The following is a 19,637-nucleotide window of genomic DNA, read 5'->3' as shown; positions in this document are numbered from 1 at the left end:
GGCCCCCACGCCAGTCGAGAAGATAATGGCGTCCAGGCGATGGGTGCGTAGCTCCTGCAGTAAGGTCATAGCCTGCTGAGTTGCATCTGCCGGAGGGACCTCACGCACGGCAGGAATGCAACGTGCATGCCCGCCATGCCGTGCAATGAGATGGGCGAGTTCTCCGCTCATGCGGGCCTCCAGCACAGCGATTTCGGCCTCTGCAAAGCGTCTCCGTCTCGTCATAGCTGGTCCTTTTCCTCTTTCCGCGTTCCGCTGCCGCTTGCCCCACCCCTTTCGGCGTCTGGTTGATTGGTTGGCCTGAGCTGCTCGTGCGTCCGCAGTCGAGCGAGCTGAGCGGTGGACTGAGGAGGTAGGGGCAGGCCCTGCCCGCTCTTTTCTTATCTTACGAGTCGTCCACGGTGACCAGGATATCCCCTTTGGCATCCAGACGAACGGGATAGGTGTGCAGCTTCGGGCAGGTATTCCCAAGTGGGGCGCCCGTGCGCAGGTCGAATTTGAAAGCGTGTAGCGGGCAGATCACTTTGCCATCCCCAATGATGCCGTCGGCTAAAGGCCCTCCTCGATGGGGACAATCGGCCTGGGTCGCAAATAGCTCGTCGTTGCGGCTGCGAAAGACGGCAATGAGCCGATCACGCAGCCGGTAGGTACGGCCTTCGCCGCGTGGAATGCGACTGATGTGCCCTAGATTATAGCACACGGCTCCAGGCGATAGCGGCGCTTTCATAGGGCTTGCTCCTTCCCTCCTTTCTGCTCCAGCCTGTCTGTTCCCTGGCAGGAAAGCCTTCGGGCGCGGCTGGGCCGAGTGAGTCAGTCGTGGTTGGGTATTGTATTGGTGGGGCCGCGCTCAATCGCCGGCTCCCAGAGGGATAGGTACGGCCTCCAGGGCCTGGCTAAACTGGGTGGACGTGACCGGCTGTTCGGCCTCGCGCTGCCAGGGGTCAACATAGGCCTCGACGGCGGCCTGGATCTCACGATCGAGTCGCTCACAGATGCCCTCGGCGTCCTCCACCAGAACACGCCGCAGATGCTCGATGCCAACGCGCTCCACGAAGTCGTAGCTGCGCTCCTGGTATTTAGCGTTCTCGCGGTAGTACTGCATGAAGCGTCCCATGTAGAGCAGGACCTCCTCATGGGTATCGACGGTACAAAGCAGGTCGCCCTTCCGGACTCGCGAGCCGGCGGCCCCCCCAACGTAGATCTCCCAGCGACCTCCCTCGATAGCCACCGCTCCCAGGTCCTTCGTTGTGGCCTCGGAGCAGTTACGTGGACAGCCAGCAGTGGCCAGCTTGACCTTGTGGGGCATCTCGATGCCCTGATAGCGCCTCTCAATCTTGATCCCCAGGGCGGTACTGTCGCCCAGGCCATAGCGACAGAAGTCGCTCCCCAGGCAGGTCTTGCAGGTGCGGAAGGCTTTGGTATAGGCGTGGCCGGAAGGCATGCCGAGGTCTTTCCAGATGGCCGGCAGCTGCTCCTTGCGCACCCCTACCAGATCGACGCGCTGCCCGCCGGTGATCTTGACGAGCGGCACGCGATACTTTTCGGCGACGTCGGCAATGCGGCGCAATTGCTCCGGCGTGGTAACACCCCCGTAGATACGCGGCACGACACTGAAGGTGCCGTCTTTCTGGATATTGGCGTGCACGCGGTCGTTGATAAAGCGGGCATCGCGCTCGTCCTGGTAGTCCCTGCCCCAGATGGTTTTAAGCAGCGAGGCCAGGCCGGCCTTGCTGGCTGGATCTTCTTTGCCGTCGGCAAGCGCCTGGAAAACGGCGGAGACACTGCGCAGCCCGCGCTCTTTGATGACGCGCACCAGCTCGGGCTTGGTCAAGGGAATGGCCGGGACATAGTAGTGCACCGCGGGATCTTCGGCCACCTCGCCTTCGCAGGCCAGGACGAGGAGCTCCTGAACCTGGCCTTTGCAGGAGCCACAGCCAGTGGCGGCGCGTGTGGCCTCGCAGAGCGCCTGGAGGCTGCGTTTGCCTGCGCGCGCGGCGGCGAGAATGGTCCCTTTGGAGACCCCGTTGCAGTTGCAGATCTGGGTATCGTCGGGCAGCTCGGCCACCGATAATGTCTGCTTGTTGCCAGTTTGGCACGGGAAGAGCAGTTCAGCGCGGTGAGCGGGGAGGGGATCACCACGATGGAAGAGTTGCACCAGACGGGCGGCAGGGACACTGCCCGGCAGATCGCCCAGCAAGATGGCGCCCTGCAGACGCCCCTCACGCACAATCAGCTTCTTGTAGATTCCACGGGCAGGCTCGGCGTAAGTAATGACTTCGTCGCTGTTGCTGGCCGGCTCTTTATCGCCCATCACCGTCAGATCGAGACCGCTCACTTTGAGTCGCGTGGAGAGCACTGAGCCAGTATACTGCTTGCGACTGGCCCTATCAGTCAGACGCTCTGCCAGGATGCGAGCCTGCTCCCAGGCGGGGGCGACCAGCCCGTAGGTCTGCCCCCGGTGCTCGGCGCATTCACCGAGGGCGAAAACATCGGGGACACTGCAGGCCAGGTCGTCGTCGATCACGATGCCGTGCCTGACGGCCAGACCTGCTGTCCGGGCAAGATCGGTATTGGGGCGGGAGCCGGTTGCGATGATGCAGAGGTCACAGGCGAGTTCGCTGCCATCGCTGAAGCGCAGGCCACAGAGCCGGTCTTGCCCAAGGACAGCCACCGTCTCCTTGCCGAGGTGAAGCTGGACCCCTTGCTCGCCGATGAGCCGCGCCAAGATAGCGCTGCCTGCTGCATCGAGCTGGAGATTAAGCAGGTGAGGAGAGCGATGGATGAGATGGACCTCCAGACCGCGCCTGACCAGACCGCTGGCGGCCTCCAGCCCGAGGAGGCCCCCGCCGATAACGGCGGCACATCTGGCGCGGCTGCTGTGGGCCAGGATGGCCTGGCAGTCGTCCAGGGTACGGAACGTAAAGGCGCCTGAGATGAGTTGACCATCCTCGCGCACGAGGTTGGCCAGAGGCGGCAGAGAGGGACTGCTGCCGGTGGCAATCACGAGGCAGTCGTAGGGTTCCCAGGAGCCATCTGCAGTCTGTACACGGTGATCCTGCCAGTCGATGCTGACGGCGGCCCGACCGGCGTAGAGCCTGATATTGTGTTGCTCGTACCAGGCCAGAGGATGGAGAAAGATATGCTCGGGGCAATAGCTGCCGTCCAGGACTCCTGAGAGAAGGATACGGTTGTAGTTGCCGTAAGGCTCGGCCCCCAGCACGGTGATGTCGTAGCGCTCTCCTCCTGGGCGGCTGACGATCTCTTCGACAAGGCGGGCTCCGCCCATGCCATTGCCGATGACCACGAGTCGCTGTTTCCTCGTCATCTGCGTTGCTCCCTCCCTGTGCGTACTACTCACCTGGATTGGCCAGCCGCTCGATCCGCGCGGCGCAGATCTTGAACTCAGGCATGCGGCTGGTTGGATCGAGCACGGGATTAGTCAGACGGTTGACTGCTTGAGCATCTCCCCAGTGGAAAGGGACGAAAAGCGTATCCTCGCGAATCGTCTCGTTGATCCTGATACGGCCCTGCATGCTTGCCCGGCGAGTTGAGAGCAGAGCCAGGTCCCCTTCAGAGAGGCCATGCTCTCTGGCTGTCGTTGGGTGAATCTCGATCAACGGCTCGGGGCAGAGGGCTTGCAGCTGGCTGATGCGCCTGGTCTGGCTGCCTGACTGATAATGGGCCAGAATGCGCCCCGTGCTGAGATAGAGGGGATAGTCGCGGTCTGGCTCTTCGCCAGGCCCCTGGTAGTGGGTGACATGAAAGCGAGCGCGTCCGTCAGCAGTCGGGAAGCCGTCGGCGAAGAGGCGAGGCGTGCCCGGGTGCTCTGGCGTCGGGCAGGGCCAGAAAACTCCCTGCTGTGCATCGATCTTTTCATAGGTGATGCCGGCATAGTCGGCCAGGCCCCCAGCACTGGCACGTCTGAGTTCTTCGAAGACGTCACGAGCGTTGCTGAAGGGGAAATACTGGCCTTTGCCCAGGCGCCTGGCCAGCTCGCAGAGCAGCGTGATCTCGTCCCAGACGCCTGCAGGTGGCTGAAAGACGCGCCGTCGGTGGATGACGCGGCCTTCGAGGTTGGTAAGGGTGCCCTCCTCTTCAGCCCATTGGGTGACCGGCAAGACGATCGTGGCCAGGCGCGCCGTCTCGGACAAGAAGAAGTCACAGACGATCAGGCAATCGAGGGCCGCCAACCGCTCTTCGATGTGCAAAGCATTGGGGGCGGAGACAGCCAGGTTACTGCCCATGACGAAGAGACAGCGCACCCCTCCTGGGGTGCCCAGGCTGGCGAGCAGCTCGTAGGCAGAGCGGCCAGGTCCTGGCAGTTCTCTCTCGTCAACGCCCCAGACGCGGGCAATGGCGGCCCTGGCCGCCGGGTCGTCGATCCGACGATAGCCCGGGAGCTGATTGGCTTTTTGCCCATGCTCGCGTCCGCCCTGGCCGTTGCCCTGGCCAGTGAGGCTACCAAAGCCGCTGCCAGGCTTGCCAACCAGGCCAAGCGCCAGGGCCACGTTGATGTAGGCCAGCACATTGGTCACCCCCTGGCGCTGCTGCTCGACGCCACGTCCGGTCAGGATGATGACAGAGCGAGCCTGGCCCAGCAGGTGGGCGACTTCAATCAGCTCTCGCTCGGGCACACCGGTCAGACGCTCGACCCGCTCCGGCCAATAGGCGGCGGCCATCGCCCGTGCTGCCTCAAAGTGGCTGGTGCGCTGGGCGATGTACTCCCCGTCGAGCAGGCCGTCGCGGATCAGAATGTGCAGCAGGCCATTAGCCAGCACTGCATCGCTGCCGGGTGTGAGCTGGAGGTGCCGTTGTCCTGAGCGCGCTGTGACACTGTGGCGGGGATCAACCGTGATGAGCAGGCCACCGGCTCGCTGTTGTCGATCCAGATACTGCATCAGCGGGGGCATGGTCTCGGCGATATTGCTTCCCGCCAGCAGGATGACCTCGGCCTGGGCCAGGTCCTCCAGAGGGAAGGGCAGCCCCCGGTCGAGGCCAAAGGCGCGATTCATCGCCTCCGCTGCCGAGGACATACAGAAGCGCCCGTTGTAATCGATCTGGGAGGTGTTCAGGGCAAGGCGGGCGAATTTGCCGAGCACATAGGCCTCTTCGTTGGTCAAGGCCCCGCTACCGAAGACGCCAACGGCCTCCCTCCCATAGCGCTGCTGGGTGGCCTGGATATGTTGCACAATGCTGTCCAGCGCTTCCTCCCAGGAGACCGGCAGCAGACGCCCATCGGGCTGGCGCTTGAGCGGCGTCTGGAGGCGTTCAGCATGGGCCAGCGTCTGGGGAGAGGTCCATCCTTTGAGACACAGCCCTCCCCTGTTCACGGGAAAGCTCCTGTCTCCCTCGATCCAGATTTGTTGTGGGCTGCCCCCAAGGAGCATACCGCACTGAAAGGCACAGTATGGGCAGTGGGTTGCTACGCTGTTCGTACTGCTGTTCTTCTCTTCTTGCCGCTGCTGCAAAGCCACTCTCCCTCGCTCTGGAAGCAAGGCAGTCAGCCAGACGAGAGTCAGCCTGGTCCAGGCAAGACTGCCCTTGTACAGACAGGATGCTCAACGTCGCTCATCGTTCCCCCCCGCTCTTGATGCGCGGTTTGCCCATGCCAGGGGAACGGGGCAGCAGCAGCGCTGTGGGATCTGCTCCGGTCGGCTCGCGCGACCCGCGGTCAGCGACCGTCTCTGCGGCTCTGCTACATCTACCTGGGCAAGGCCGATCACTCGCAGAGCTGTTGGTTAATATGCACAGTTCCCGTTTGCGAATCTAGATTACCATGCGCTTTTTCGGGCAGTCATTGGCAGAATAACTGAAGATTCTCCCCAGGTTACTGGTCATATTGCACAAAACTGGCATTGAAGGCGGCGATGCAGACTGCTGACCGATATCGACTGCTGCTAGAGAGAAGCGCAAGCGGGGTTCTCGTGCGCTGGTGCCAGCGAGGTCGCGGGGCCCGGGCTCGCTCCCCCCAAAAAAGAGCTGAGCGCCGGCAAGGAGAGGAGATCGTCGACAGGCCGCCTCTTCGGCAGCACCTGAGCGACTGTGACCTCCCCAGGCCTGGCGCCCGGCCCGCTCTCCCTTCCATCGGCGTTTGTTGCCAGGGATGGTTCACGCCATCAGGGGAAGAGGAGCGAAGAGAGAAGAGAGCAGCGCTCTACTTGAAGAATTTTGGCACATTCACATTATAAAATTCGGCCTCCAGGAACTCCAGGAGGAGCGCGAAATTCAGAATAGCCGCATCGTTCTTGAGGGAGGCCGAGGGATCGGAGCCACCATTGAGGCTGGCAATGAAAGGCGAGACAGCACTGACAATCTCGGCCTGCGAGAGTGGCTTGTCAAAGGCCCCGTTGGCGCTCAGCGGCTTATTGAGCAGCGCATCGAGAAAGCCGGCATGGCGTGCCTCCACTGTCAGAATAGAGCCAGCGGCGGCCAGATAGGCTTTGGTAGCGATGGCCGGGGCCGCCATCAAATAGGCCCCCACGCCCACGTTCTCAAAGGTCTGTGCCACCTGAGCAAAGGACTGGACATCCATCTGCTCCAGATTTTTGAACGTCGGCTTGGGGCGGGGCTGGACTCCCGCCTTGGTCAGGGCCTGCTGGAGAAACGTCACGTGGGCATTCTCATCCTGCATAATCTCGCGGAAGGCTGAGCCACTATCAGCCACCGAAGCCAGCGAGAGCAGGCGCGTGGGGGACGTGGGCGCTGAGGTGGCCGCACTGGTCGGCGTTGAGGCCGCCCCTGTCATCGTTGAGCTGGAACCGCAAGCCACCAGCAAGCCCCCAACAGGTACCGCCAGCGCCATGCCCGTCAGCGAGCGGCGCAAAAAGGCCCGGCGCGCCGGGACCCGAGTCTCGCCAGCAGCAGCCCTCTCCCCCTGAGCGTCAGACCGCTGGCTCGTTATCTGCACATCGTGCTGTTGTACAGGATCGAACATGCTTCGTCTTCCTCATCTCCATCAGAATAGTGAGCAAGCTGGCTGCCAACGGTTGCGCCCCTCCCGCTGGTCAGTCAGTCGGCAAAGGCAGAGAGAACAGGGACAGCCGCACCAGAGGCCGGCCTGTTGAGCTGCAGCGTCCCTCTCTATCTTGACACTGAGCAGATACGCGCTGCGTCGGCGACTGGATTACCGTGGTACTCATCCTGGCTGGAAGTGTGGCGACTTGCAATGGTCTGTATACTGCCTCTCAGGAGAGGAGACACTGGAAGGAGGAGCTTACTCAAGAGTCATGCAAGCCTTCAGAGCGCGCTGGCAGGGGCGTATCCGCTCCCTGCGGCAAGAGATTCAGACCCTGATCCTGGCCTATCGTGACCCTCGCCTGCCCTGGTACCATCGCTTGCTGCTGTTGAGTCTCCTGAGCTATGCCTTGAGTCCGATCGACCTGATTCCCGACTTCATTCCTATCGTCGGCCATCTTGATGACCTCGTCATTCTGCCGCTAGGAATGCTGCTGGCCATCAAGCTCCTGCCGCCCGCTATTCTAGAGGAGAGCCGGGCCCGCGCCGCCCAGGTTCAGGAGCAGCCATGCTTTCGAGGGGGAATCGTGCTTGTGCTGGGGATCTGGGGGCTTGGGGTCCTCTTTCTCTGCTGGGTCCTCAGCAAGCTTTATCCCGCGCCCGGCCACTAAAGAAGCCAACTGAGGCATCCCCCTATTCCTATCGGTGCACAGAAGAGAAGCTACCCGGCTTCGTTGCCAGGTAGCAAGGAAGCTCTTAGCATGAAAACAACAGAGGCGAGCAATCAAAACGCAGAAAGATGGTTCAGGGGGTGTTCCCTGCTTCGCTTCATCATGGTCGCTCTTGCCTCCCTCTCACTGCTGGCAACAAAACGACTCGATGCCATAGCAACCAGGAGACACGCCCCCTCACACAAACAGCCTTTCCTCAACCGAGGAGAGAAATAGTAGAGAGACACAGACCGCAATGACCAGAGTCCCTCTGACCGTGATCGCAGGCTGCACCTCGTCTCATTTCAGAGGGGCAGCCATCCCAGCCACAGCCATCACCCGCATCACCGACCATCACTCCCGCCGCCAGCTATCAGCGGCCACCAGCCAGCGTGCGACGCCTGACCCTACTTCTGTCCCTCTCCTAAGAGCCGTTCCAGCGTTGAGCGCTTAATACGATAACTTTGACGCTGGCTGGCCCGAGGCAGGCGCACCCCCTCCAGTAAACCCTCCTTCACCCAACGCCGAACCGTGGTAGCATCGACCCGCAAGAGCTGTGCGACTTCGCTGATTGTGAGCAGTTCTTCCACTTCCAGATGTCGATCCATAACCTTCTCTCCTTCGCAGACAGCCGGTCCGACACAGCCACTGCCAGGGAAAAGAGAGGAAGAGAGCAAGGAGAGGGAGGGGACAGACACCCCAGGGCTGTCCCCCGCCTGGCGCCCCTCTTTGGACCTGGGGATTCCTCTTCCCCTGCTTACCAGCACTCCACTGGGCCGGCTCCTCTCGCGCCCTGGAACCGCCATGACGGTATTCTGTGTCTGCAGCATTGGCATCGAGATGCGTCTATCATACCGTTTCCAAGAGCCTCTGACAAGCCTCTTTCCAGCCCCTTTTTGGCCCCCAGGCCCCAGGCTGCCCACCCTTCCTGTTTCAGGAAGGGACGCCTTACCCAGGCGCTCTACGGCTCGGTGGAGGTCAGAAGCGTCACGCTGTGAGTGATCGGGGCCACTGCCCGCAACATCGCACTCACAGGACAATATTTCGTTTCGCTGAGTTCAATAGCGCGTTCAATCACCTCCTGCCCAAGAGCAACGCCTGCGATACAATGTTCCACATGAAAGGCGGTAAAGACACGTGGATGGTGCTCTGCCCGCTCACTATGGACAACGACCTCATAAGAGGTAATTTGCAGACGTTTTTTGCGTAGAATGGACAGAACCGTGATGCCAGTGCAGGCCCCCAGAGCCAGCGGTAGCAGCTCCATCGGGCGCAGCTCCACCTCTGTTCCTCCCTCTTCAGCTGCGGCTGACAGCCGCAGCTGCTTTCCCCTGGCTGTCTCCGCCAGAAAGGTCATGTTCTCCTGCAAGCGCAGTCGCGCTGTCATAGTCAGTGGCATGGCTGTTCCTCCTTGTTAGCTGAGTCTGGATGGATGGGATGATCCAGGCATGTGCCGTACCGGGTTATTGCTCCAGGTTCTGGCCACCGCAGCGAAGCGGAGCGATGGGGCACAGGCAGACTCCCATCTCACCCTGCCTGGTTGGGTTGCCCCGTATTGTAGCACGCCTGGCTGTCTCAGCCTCTCTCGGCTCCGCAGGGCCTGGCCTGGCAATGCGGGGAGGCTTTCCCTTTCCTCGGCACTGTCTTGCAGATGACTGCTACCTGCTCTGGCTATGACGGCTACTGTTCTTCTATACTGGGGCAGCAAGACCCTGAGCCGGGCTGCAGACGGCGTCAGGTCCGGCCAGGCCATGATCGCCCTGCCCCCGGCTCACGACTGGCCGCACTGTGCAAGGAGAAGCGGAATGAGGAGTATTGGACGCTCGCGCCTCCTATTGATCGGCCTGACCGTCGTCGTCGTCTGCTCGCTGGTAGCCGGTCTAGTCAGCCGGGCCAGGGTCAGCTACGCCGCTTCGTACTGTCAGGTCACCTACACTATTACCAGTCAGTGGCCCGGCGGTTTCGGGGCCAACATCGTCATTCAGAACACGAGTGGCTCCGCCTGGACCAGCTGGACCCTGACCTTTACTTTTCCGGCGGCGGGCCAGAGTGTCACCCAAGGCTGGAATGGAACCTTCAGCCAATCGGGGCAGAATGTGACTGTCACGAATGCCAGCTGGAACGGGAACGTCCCAGCGAACGGGACAGTTACCCCTGGCTTCAACGGCACCTGGACCACCAGTAACCCCGTGCCGACCACCTTCGCGGTGAACGGTACTGCCTGCAACAGCGGTGGCAATGCGACAGCCACACCGGGCAGCAGCCCGACGCCCACCGCAGGCACGACCCCCTCTCCTACGCCGACCCCCACGCCGGCCTTGACGCCGACAGCTACGGCGAGCACCACGCCAACGCCGGGCATTCCCGGCCTTCCGACCACTTCCCTGCCGCTGGACGGCGTGCATACGGGAAATGCGACCTGGTTCTCTGGAGTGGGAAGCCCCTATGGCGGCTGCGGCGTACCCGATGGCTACATCGATTCGTCTTACTATGTGGCCCTCAACGTGCAAAATACGCCGGGCGACTACAGTACCTATCTCTCGCGTCCGATCTCGGCCCAGAATGCCAGTAAGATCGGCGTCTTCGACAACGGCCTGAACTGTGGGCGCTGGGTGCGCGTGACCATCGGAGCCTACTGCACTGGCATCAACGACGGTGCACCCAATCAGTCCTTCTGCCGCAATGGCAGCTGGGTCAACGACCAGTACACGGGAGCCACGCTTGACCTGGTGGTGGCCGATAGTTGCCAGGATGGCAATGCCTGGTGCCGCGACGATCCCTATCATCTGGATATTGTCCAGCGTGCCCTCAACCAGTTCCAGCTCAATGGCCAGCCGGTGGGCAATATGTATCCTAACGCCTGGAACAACCGCCAGATCAGCTGGCAGTTCATTCCCGCGCCCAACTATACGGGCGATATCCATATCGCCTTCCTGCAGGGGGCTAATCCCTACTGGTCGGCCATCTCCATCACCCACCTGGCCAATGGCATCCACGGCGTCGACTACTATCAAAACGGAAGCTGGGTCCACGCCCAGATGGACGCCGACATGGGCAACGATTACGTGATCCTGCCCACAACGCCAGGAGGCAGCCAGTATGCTATCCGCGTCTATGATGCCACCAACCAGCTGATCAATAACGGGCGCATCTACTACTTCAGTTATCCCAGTAGCTGCGGCTCGTCCTGCCCAAGCGCCTATATCCCTGTGACCTACACGACAGGCTAGCCGTTCTGTCCTGCTCACCCGTTCGCAGGTAGAAAGTAGCCTGCTCGCCGTTTGCTGCCTGCTCTTCTCCGCCCCCTGAACAGGGAAGGCTGGAGGAGCAGGCATTTCTGCTTCTGCTCACCTTCCCCCTTGACAGAGAGCCTCGCCTGCCGTATACTTACCCAAAAGTTGATTTTCTTGATCCAGTAAGTCAATTTTGGAGGACCAGGTGAGTACATCTGCGACGGTCAACGGCGTCGATACTGCTGCCATCGCAGCCCTGCGTACGAAACTGCAAAACGAGCCAGCGGCCGGTGATACGCTCTGGAGAGCCGAGGTGACCTGGAGAGGGGGCTTTCTGAATGAGATTCGCATTCGCGACCTGCCTCCCAGCTACGCTGACGAGCCGAAGGCACTGGGCGGCAGTGATACCGCCCCCAATCCGGTAGAGCAGCTGCTCGGCGCATTGGGAAGCTGCCTGGCCATTGGTTACACAGCCAACGCGGCTTTGCGCGGCATCCAGATTCAGGAGTTGCGTGTTGAACTCGAGGGCCACATCGATTTACCCGTATTTCTGGGCCTACAGGAAGGGCACGCCGGCTACACTGGGATCGAGGTGCGTGTCCATCTGAAGGCTGATGCCCCGCAGGAAGTGCTTGAAGAGCTTCATCGGCATGTACTGCAGACTTCACCAGTGGGGCAGACGATCGAGAAGGCTATTCCCCTACACGCCACGCTTCTCTCCGACTGAGTTCTCTGTGCCCTGCTCTCTCGACACGCTCAGTGGTTCTCAAAGCCTTGCTCATCCATAGGGGTGCGCAAGGCTTTGAGCATCTTCAGGGCAGCCGCTCTGGCCGCGGCACGCTTGGTCTTTCCCTGAGCGGCTGCCGTGTGCGTTTCCCCGGAAGGCAAAGTGACCGTGCAGGTACAGGTGAAGAGCGGCTCTTGCGGCGTTCCCCTCTGCACATAGGTATACTCGGCCCGCTCGATATGTTGGCGCTGGAGCAGCTCGTTCAGCAGACGCATCGCCGAGCGCTCAGACGGTCCTAGCAGCGCCTGGCGCTGCTCCGGAGGAAGAGGCAGGCGCAGTAAGAGATTGCGGGCAGCGGCCTGTTCGGCACGTGCCCGGCTTGAGCCATGACCACAGGCGCTGTAGCGCTCGCCAGCGATGGTCAGCTCACACTCTGCCGTAAAGAGAGGGGCATGCGCCGGTCCACGATGAGTAAGCAAGCGGTAGAGCGGTGTTCCCCACCGATGACCATGTGCCAGCTCCTGCAAAGTGCCTTTGTAGTTCCCCTCAGCGGGCAGGGACTCCGGCCCTTGATCCTCTCCTCCCTGCCGCTCCTGCTCCGCCTGTTCTTCCCGTTCCTCTTGCTCCCTACGCTGTTCTCCACCTGCAGGAGAGAGACAGCGCGAGCCGGAAAGCGCCTGCAGCAGGGGGGCGCTCTCCTCCAACCCGAGGCCGCTCACTCTGACTAGCAGATCAGCACTGGCCAGTTGACGCGCCCGATCTTTGCGTTGAGCCTGATAGGTCGCCGAGCGATAGCTCTGGTCAGTCAAGCGCAGGCCGGCGCAGGCCGTGAAGCAGGGTTGTCCCTCATTGCTGAACAGGGTCTGCTCCTCGTAGGTTGGGGCCTCCCAGCCTAGTATTTGCTGGCCCATGGCCAGCAAGCTGATGGCGTGCTGCGGCTGGCGACAGAGGAAGGAGAGGGCAGCGCGCTTGACACGCTCCCAGCTCTGACCGGCAGTTGGGAAACGAAACAGCAGCGTAAAGAGGTCATGAGGACCGAGAGCGTCTTCCTGCAGACGGGCCAGAATCTCTGCTTCAATGACAGGCGGCAGCAGCTGCGATTGCGCCGCGATACGCACGAGGCTGTGAAAGCGTCGCGCATCAAGCCCGGCCAGAGGGCGGGAAGACTCTCCTCCTTGAGCAAGCGCCTCCTCAACCTGTTGGTGCAACTGCTGCTCGTAGAGCGATAGGAAGTAGGCTGGTTTGGCCGCCTTCAGGCTGCGTTCAACCTCGTTGAGGTGGCTGGCAATCTCCTCCAGCTCCTCCCGCGCCGGGAGGGACTTGCGGCTCTCGCCCTGCACAAAGGAGAGCAGGATGCGCTGATTGATCAGGTCGGCATAGCGTCGCAGCGGCGAGGTCAGGTGCAGATAGGCCGGCAGCTGGAGGCCGAAGTGCCCGCGCAGGGTCGGCGCATAGGTGGCGCGTTCAACCACCAGCTGGATAGTGGCGCTGACCTGCTCTGGTCTGACATGGTCGGGCCGCAGCAGGGCTGTCTCGAGCATCTCGCGCAGGGCCTCTCCCGCGGGGGCAATTGGCTTGGAGCAGTGGTTACGGTAGAGAGCGGGCAGGCCGCGCTGAGCCAGGAGCTGGGCAAAGAGCTGGTTGGCCAAAATCATGCACTCCTGCACCAGGAAATAGGAACGATGCCGCTGCTCACTGCTGAGGCGAAGAAGGAAACCCTCCTCGCTGGTGGCCCAGCCCCGATGCAGGTCGTAGAGAGCCAGGGAGCCACGGGCACGCCGCAGCTGAAAGAGCTGCTCGGCAAGGCGATAGAGAGCATGCAACATCGACCCAAGGGGATGATCAGGCTCGTTCAGCAGGGCATCAGCCTCCGCATACGAGAGGCGTTTGACATTCACAAGACAGGTGAGACCGAGACGAGGCTCGCCTGGTTGCCAGGTGGCGTCGAAGGGCAGGGTGAGGGTCACCGCGGGACGCCGCTGATCCGCCAGCAGGCTGAGATGCTCCTCGCTCAACAAGCGCGGCAGGAGTGGCACAGTGTGATTGGAGTAATAGCGTGTAAAGGCCCGCTCTCGCGCCTCGCGCTCCAGCGTCGGCGTGAGCTGAGGGGTGAGCAGCGAGGCGACATCGGCGATGCTGATTTGCAGGAGAGCGCCCCCTGTGGGCAGGGGTTCCAACCAGAGAGCATCATCGAGGTCGCGCGAGGCCGGCCCATCAATAGTAATCCCTTTGACCGGTGGACGCCCCTCCAGGAGGGCTGGAACCCGACTGGCGGCTGCTCTGGCCTCAGCCAGGGCTCTCTCCGAAAAGCTTTTACTGCCTCTATCTCTCTCTGCTGCGTTCGTTGCCATCCTTTTTCCTCACATTTGACATCGCTCGGCAGTAGCAGACTCAATGAGTATATTGTATTGTATCACCTGCTCAATATCGGCAGACAGAGCCAAAGGCTGTATACGGGGATAGGGCCTATCTTGCAGTATATCCACGGCACTTTTGCGTCGGCTCGCTCTTTTCCCGCTTGTCGCCAGTCAGGCCAACGTGGTATCATTTCCCCTGAGAAGGAAACCGATCTAGCCAGCCGCTGGAACCATTCCCTCGTTCGTGAGGAGACTGGCACGCGGAACGACGATGGAGCAAAGCGTGTGAGTCGGCAGAAGCAGCAGCCCTCGCCACAGGTGACCTTCTATACGAAAGCTGGCTGCCACCTGTGCGACGAGGCTCGCGAGATGCTCGAGGAGATCGCTAGCCAGGTCGACTTCGATTTGGCCGAGATCGATATTCGCGGCAACCCTGAGCTGTTCGAACTGTACCGCTATCGCATTCCGGTGATTATTGTTGATGGGCGGATTCTGGAAGGACGCATTGAATTCCGCGATCTGCTGAGAGCCTTCCACTTGCCCTGAGTATGTCTGTCTGTTCTGTTCAGTGAAAAGAGGAGGACCAGGCTCATGGCCGTCAATCAGGGAGTCTCTCCACTCCCTCAGTCGCTCGCTCGCCCTGCTCCCATGCCCCACAGACGTCGCCCGAGCCGCCTGAACGCGCTGGTTGACGGTCTGGGGTCCTGGCTGTTGCGCTATTGGGCTGCTATGGTGACCGCCCTGCTGGGAAGCATTGTGCTGCTGGCGCTGAGTGTGCCTTTTCTCTTCTACTTTGGCCTGGATACACTCGCTCGTCCCATCTACTTTGCTCTGCACCTCATTTGCGCTCAGATACCATCACACTCCTTTTACATCTTCGATCATCCACTGGGGATGTGCGAGCGCAATTTTTCCATCTATGCATCGATGTTCGTCGGGTCGCTGCTCTTTGTCTTGAGTAAGCGTCGCCTGCCTGGCATTCCCTGGTGGCTCTGGGCGTTGACACTGGTGCCAATTGCCCTCGATGGCTTTACGCAGATGTTCGGCTGGCGTGAGAGCACTCCCCTGCTGCGCGTGTTGACGGGGACCATCTTCGGCCTGGGCAATGTGCTCTTTGTGCTGCCGCTGATCGAGCGCAACCTGGTCGTCACTCCCGAGATGAGCGCGGCCCTGCAGCTGCGCCGCTCGCTGGCCTCCCAGTCTTTCGCCTCGTTGGTGCCTGCCGGGCCTGGTTCTGTCAGTGCTCCTGCCGTTGTCAATGGACAGGCCCCAGCACCTGCCTCCAGGTCAGCAACGCTTCCGGCTCCCGTCTCGCAGACGGTGAGCAGCCGGCCCACGGTGCCGCTGCCGCAGCAGCAGAGTGCGGGCGAGTCAAGCGCCCTCCGGCACGAGCCGGAGGCCTGTCCCTGACGCGGGAGCGTCGAGACGAAAGGCAGCAGCAGAGGCGAGTAGCGAGTGGGTGACGAGGGGTACTGGCTGACCTGGATCGCTTGACAGCGAACGGTGCTCTGTTAGATACTCTCTCTGCACAGGGAAAGTCGCACTGTGGTTCCGCCTGTCTGTCCACTGCAGGCGCTACAGAAGAGCAGGCAGGCCAAAGCCGACCGCAAGCAGGGCAGCCAGGGGGTCGTTGGAATTCCGTTTCTGAGCGTCGTCGACCTCCGGGTGGCCAGGTTGTCCGCATGCGGGACCGGAATGGCGTGAGCATGAGCACGTGACCAGACCAGGTCAGGATGGATGAGCCAGCATTGGAGAGCGTTGGGGATTGTATGAGCCTTTCAGAGCGCGGACCGGCCACATTCGCTATCGCAACGTTAGGCTGCAAGGTCAATCAGGCCGATAGCGAGGCAATCAGCGAGCAGATGCACGCTGCCGGCTTTGTACAGCAAGATTTCAACGAGCCGGCAGATGTCTATATCGTCAATACCTGCACAGTGACCCATCTGGGGGACCGCAGTTCGCGGGCCTTGATTCATCAGGTACAGCGTCGCCGGCCTGACGCCCTGCTGGTGGTGACAGGTTGCTATGCCGAAGCCAACCCCCAGGCAGTGGCCGCACTGCCTGGCGTCGATCTGGTGGTCGGCAATAGCGGCAAGACTTCCCTGGTGGAGGCTATTCGTCAGCGCCTCCGCGAGGGCAAGGAGGCCGCTGAGCATGGTGCTACCACGGTGGTGCCCGGCTACCAGCAAGAGAGGCGTGGCTCGGGGCGGACGCTGCCCATGCTGCCACTCGATAGCTACCACATTGGCAGCGACTGGACTCCTGATGAGGAGCCGCTTCCCGAGAACGCCGATAGCCTGTCAGCGCTAACGTTGCCTGAGCACTGGCGCCCTCCCTTCTCGCGCACACGGGCGCAGATCAAGGTCCAGGATGGCTGTGATAATCGCTGCACATACTGTATCGTCCCATATGTACGCGGTGGATCGCGCAGTCGCAGCATCGCCTCAGTTGTCGAGCAGGTCCGGCGCAAGGCCCGCGCTGGCTACAAGGAGGTGGTTCTGACCGGCGTCCATCTGGGTGATTATCATCCCCCGGAGAATCCGCAGCAGGATCTTGGCCATCTACTGGCGGCCTTGCTAGGCGAGACCCCAATCCCCCGCATTCGCGTCTCTTCGCTGGAGCCGGAGGATTTCCGCCTGGAGTGGCTGGAGCTGTGGGAGAATCCGCGCCTCTGCCGCCATCTCCATCTTCCCTTGCAGAGCGGCTCGGATGCTGTCCTGCGCCGCATGGGGCGCCGCTACACGACCGAGCGCTATCGCACAATCGTCACGACGGCCCGTCGCTTGATCCCAGATATTGCCGTGAGCACCGATATTATCACCGGCTTTCCAGGAGAGAGCGAGGAGGACTTCGCCCAGACATACGCGCTTGCCGCTGAGCTGGGCTTCGCTCGCTGTCATGTCTTTCGCTTTTCGCCGCGCCAGGGTACCCCGGCAGCGCGTATGTCTTCCCAGGTGAAGGAAGAGGTAAAGAAGGCGCGGAGCGAGCGAATGCTGGCGCTGGCGGGGGAGCTATCCCGCCAGTTCCGCAGCCGTTTCCTGGGCCAGGCCGTTCAGGTCCTGCTCGAGCAGCGCAAGCAAGGCTACTGGGAGGGGCTGACCGATACCTATGTGCGCGTCGAAGTGGAGCAACTGCCGGAGGCCGAGACGCGCAACTGGCAGAATACCTTTGTGACGGTCCGCCTGGAGCAACTGACCGAAGACGGGGCCCGTGGGATGTTCCTGGGGGAGGTCGCTTAGCATTGGGTGGGGATGGGCCTGCTGCTCATCGAAGTATCGGCGCAGCTGGAGCACCTGGAGGACAATCGTCCCGAGCCTGGCAGCCTTTCTATGTCTTCCCCGCCCGCAGCCGTTGGCTCTCCTGGCTGCTGCTTCTCCTGTTGGTGGCCCTGAGCGCCTGCAGTGGCTCCTCGACCGCCAGCGGTCAGCCCCCTGCCGCTGCGACGACGGTCGTACCCACCCTGCTGAGCCGTCCAGGGACGCTGCCGGCCCTGATCCAGATGGGGACCTTTCATGAGTATGCGCTGACACGTCATTCCGAGGGCGACATGCTCATGCGGCCTGCTATCGATCAGCAGGGGCGCGTCTGGTTTGGAGTAATGGCCAGCAATCGCATTGCGGTCTTTGATCCCCAGCGAGCCAGCTGGCAGACAGTAACTCCTCCCCGCGGACGGGGTGGGCTGATGGGCCTGATTGTGGCTCCCGATGGCTCGCTGTGGTTCGCGGAACAGTACGCCAACTACATTGGCCACTACCTGCCCCGTCTTGGCCGCTTCCAGCTCTATCCCTTGCCTACGGTAAGCGCCCCTGATCCGGCCCATAAGGGAAAGCAGCTGACCTTGCCAGTGGCGCCCAATGAGCTGCTCATGGATCGGCAAGGCCTCATCTGGTTCACTGAGATGAATGCCGATGCCCTGGGACGTCTCGATCCCGCAACCGGTGAGCTGCGCCAGTACCCCCTCTCCGCACGTCATACCGCCCAGCAGCTGAACCCCTATGGCCTGGCGATCGATGCCCAGGGCAACCTCTGGTTCACAGAATCGAGCCAGAATCGCATTGGATACCTTGACCCCCGCACTGGCAGGCTGACTACCTTCCCGACACCCGATCCAGGGGCAATGCCGATGGAGATTGCTGTCGACCGGCAAGGTCAGGTCTGGATCACCACCTTTGCTCACAATCTCCTGCTCCGCTTCAATCCTGCCAGCCACCAGTTTACTCGCTACGCTGTCCCGACCCCCGATGGTTCGTCGGGGGGCCTCTACGGCCTCGCTCCAGATGAGAGCGGAGGCGTCTGGGTAACGGTAGCAGCGGCGAATGCCCTGGCGCACCTGCTTCCTGAGCAGCAGCGCTTTCTGTACTACCCGGTGCCAACGGCCAACAGTTTCCCTTTCGGGATAGCGGTAGCCAACCGTCAGCAGGTCTGGTTCACGGAAGCCGGAGCCAATCAGCTCGGCCTGCTGACGCCGACGTAAGGTCCGGCGAGGAGGGGCCGCCCGTGTTGCCGCCTCCCTTGCTTGAGGGCGCCCTGCAGGACGGATGTCCGTATGTACGGATAGATGAGTCGAGAGCAGTTCACCGCCCTGCGGGCGCGCGACCGCGGATGGAGCGAGCGCCAGGCCATACCGGCAAGAGCGGCCAGCAGAGACCGTGCGCGTGGCACAGCTCTGGCCTGCCACACCATGCCAGCTGGTCTGGCATGGCCTGCAATCACATCACCTTTGCTTGTTTTGTGCTCACTCTGGTGGGTGGCGGCTCGCAGCCGGACCGGACAACCGGCTCAACGTGAGGCGGGCAGACAGAGTTTTCCGTCAGACCATAGATATGCTGGCTGAGCGTTGAGCCGCGACGAGCCGCGTAAGCTAGTCGCTGTAGATAAAGGCGACTCCAGGGCCGACGCTGTACACAACGTACTGGACTTTCCAGGGGGCGGCACCCCAATTCATGGTGCTGGCCAGCACACGCCCCTGGCCCAGTACCTTTTCCACCACCGCCACATGTCCCAAGGCATAGGCTCCTTCGACCCCCGGCTGTAGCACGATGATGGCCCCCGGCACAGGATCACGCGAAACGTGCCAGTGAAACTCATAGGCCCGCGCTACCCACTGCCAGGCATCAGCCTGGGTGCGCCAGGGAACATAGCTTCCGTGCAGCTGGAAATACCGCTGGTTGGCCCACCAGGTGCATTGTCCATAGGGAAAGACGTTGCCACCGGTCACTGGCCTGCCACTGCCTCCCGCTGGTTCGGTGGGCAGCGTTGGCGGCGGCTCTTGTGGCCCCGCCGCCGGTGGCGTGGCACCCACCTGGGACGACGACCCACTCCCCACACTCGGCCTCGACGAGACCTGAGCTTGAGGAGCGCCTCCTCCAGAGGAAAGCTGCGGAGAAAGCTGGGCCGATTCCTGTCGACCCTGTCGACGGGGTCGATGGGTCGACGCTGCCGCGTTAACTGGCCGTGGGTGCTGAGTGTTTGCACTCATTGGCCGAGGCTCTTTGTTGGGGAAAAGATGCTGGGATCGCTGTCGGTGTTTGCCAGTCTCTGCCCCAAGCGGGGCAGGCCCCGATGCGCGGCAGGTCTGCCCCGCCGCACGGACCAGAGCCGGCTGGAGATGCAGGCAGCTGACCTGAGTCGCCTGCGGCATCTGCGCCGCCCCGGC

General features: G+C 61.9%; 15 protein-coding genes and 1 pseudogene. 7 read left to right on the top strand and 9 right to left on the bottom strand.

Annotated features, from left to right (window positions below; translation table 11 throughout):
* From BGC09_RS20195 to BGC09_RS20175, 5 genes and pseudogenes are all read right to left on the bottom strand, one after another.
* Positions 1-225, bottom strand: a pseudogene (locus tag BGC09_RS20195) (hypothetical protein); the annotation flags it as partial.
* 160 nt (positions 226-385) lie between these two features.
* Positions 386-727: a Rieske (2Fe-2S) protein gene (locus tag BGC09_RS20190; protein ID WP_069806014.1), complete on the bottom strand. Its 342-nt coding sequence runs from the start codon at positions 725-727 to the stop codon at positions 386-388.
* Between the two features lie 120 nt (positions 728-847).
* Positions 848-3,325 carry a nitrite reductase large subunit NirB gene (gene nirB, locus BGC09_RS20185; protein ID WP_069806013.1) on the bottom strand — a complete coding sequence of 826 codons (2,478 nt, stop codon included), beginning with the start codon at positions 3,323-3,325 and terminating at the stop codon, positions 848-850.
* 25 nt (positions 3,326-3,350) lie between these two features.
* On the bottom strand, positions 3,351-5,474 hold the full coding sequence (locus BGC09_RS20180) for a molybdopterin oxidoreductase family protein (RefSeq protein WP_275935539.1): 2,124 nt from the start codon (positions 5,472-5,474) through the stop codon (positions 3,351-3,353).
* A 680-nt stretch (positions 5,475-6,154) separates the two neighbouring features.
* Entirely contained in the window at positions 6,155-6,934 is a 780-nt protein-coding gene (locus BGC09_RS20175) for a ferritin-like domain-containing protein (RefSeq protein WP_069806011.1), read from the bottom strand.
* Positions 6,935-7,226: 292 nt separating this feature from the next.
* Between BGC09_RS20175 and BGC09_RS20170 the strand changes: the two genes are divergently transcribed.
* Entirely contained in the window at positions 7,227-7,625 is a 399-nt protein-coding gene (locus tag BGC09_RS20170) for a YkvA family protein (RefSeq protein WP_069806010.1), read from the top strand.
* Between the two features lie 446 nt (positions 7,626-8,071).
* Here the strand turns inward: BGC09_RS20170 and BGC09_RS20165 are convergent, their stop codons facing one another.
* Complete coding sequence (locus tag BGC09_RS20165) at positions 8,072-8,272, bottom strand: helix-turn-helix domain-containing protein (RefSeq protein ID WP_052889029.1); 201 nt, start codon at positions 8,270-8,272, stop codon at positions 8,072-8,074.
* A 353-nt stretch (positions 8,273-8,625) separates the two neighbouring features.
* A complete protein-coding gene (locus BGC09_RS20160; protein ID WP_084659168.1) occupies positions 8,626-9,063 on the bottom strand; it encodes an OsmC family protein in 438 nt (145 codons plus the stop codon).
* Between the two features lie 406 nt (positions 9,064-9,469).
* On the opposite strand from BGC09_RS20160, the gene BGC09_RS20155 reads away from it, so the two are divergent.
* Complete coding sequence (locus BGC09_RS20155) at positions 9,470-10,894, top strand: cellulose binding domain-containing protein (protein ID WP_069806009.1); 1,425 nt, start codon at positions 9,470-9,472, stop codon at positions 10,892-10,894.
* Between the two features lie 208 nt (positions 10,895-11,102).
* Positions 11,103-11,624 (top strand): OsmC family protein, encoded by a 522-nt coding sequence (locus BGC09_RS20150; RefSeq protein ID WP_069806016.1) that lies wholly within the window; start codon positions 11,103-11,105, stop codon positions 11,622-11,624.
* Between the two features lie 29 nt (positions 11,625-11,653).
* Here BGC09_RS20150 and BGC09_RS20145 read toward each other — a convergent pair whose 3' ends face one another.
* Positions 11,654-13,975, bottom strand: coding sequence for an RNB domain-containing ribonuclease (locus BGC09_RS20145; protein WP_069806008.1), 2,322 nt, complete (start codon positions 13,973-13,975; stop codon positions 11,654-11,656).
* Between the two features lie 291 nt (positions 13,976-14,266).
* Between BGC09_RS20145 and BGC09_RS22665 the strand changes: the two genes are divergently transcribed.
* From BGC09_RS22665 to BGC09_RS20125, 4 genes are all read left to right on the top strand, one after another.
* Positions 14,267-14,527: a glutaredoxin family protein gene (locus tag BGC09_RS22665; RefSeq protein WP_069806015.1), complete on the top strand. Its 261-nt coding sequence runs from the start codon at positions 14,267-14,269 to the stop codon at positions 14,525-14,527.
* A 45-nt stretch (positions 14,528-14,572) separates the two neighbouring features.
* The gene (locus BGC09_RS20135) at positions 14,573-15,391 is read left to right on the top strand and encodes a DUF2085 domain-containing protein (RefSeq protein ID WP_069806007.1); all 819 of its coding nucleotides are present in this window, start codon (positions 14,573-14,575) and stop codon (positions 15,389-15,391) included.
* Positions 15,392-15,750: 359 nt separating this feature from the next.
* Positions 15,751-17,220: a tRNA (N(6)-L-threonylcarbamoyladenosine(37)-C(2))-methylthiotransferase MtaB gene (gene mtaB, locus BGC09_RS20130; protein ID WP_069806006.1), complete on the top strand. Its 1,470-nt coding sequence runs from the start codon at positions 15,751-15,753 to the stop codon at positions 17,218-17,220.
* A gap of 2 nt (positions 17,221-17,222) precedes the next feature.
* Entirely contained in the window at positions 17,223-18,455 is a 1,233-nt protein-coding gene (locus tag BGC09_RS20125; RefSeq protein WP_069806005.1) for a Vgb family protein, read from the top strand.
* A 387-nt stretch (positions 18,456-18,842) separates the two neighbouring features.
* On the opposite strand, the gene BGC09_RS22365 is transcribed toward BGC09_RS20125, so the two are convergent.
* Positions 18,843-19,460: a CHAP domain-containing protein gene (locus BGC09_RS22365; protein WP_176728989.1), complete on the bottom strand. Its 618-nt coding sequence runs from the start codon at positions 19,458-19,460 to the stop codon at positions 18,843-18,845.
* Between the last annotated feature and the right edge of the window lie 177 nt (positions 19,461-19,637).

The sequence above is a fragment of the Thermogemmatispora onikobensis genome, assembly GCF_001748285.1.
Classification (GTDB): domain Bacteria; phylum Chloroflexota; class Ktedonobacteria; order Ktedonobacterales; family Ktedonobacteraceae; genus Thermogemmatispora; species Thermogemmatispora onikobensis.
The sequence above is the reverse complement of the archived record's forward strand: the minus strand, read 5'-3'. Positions and strand labels throughout refer to the sequence as shown.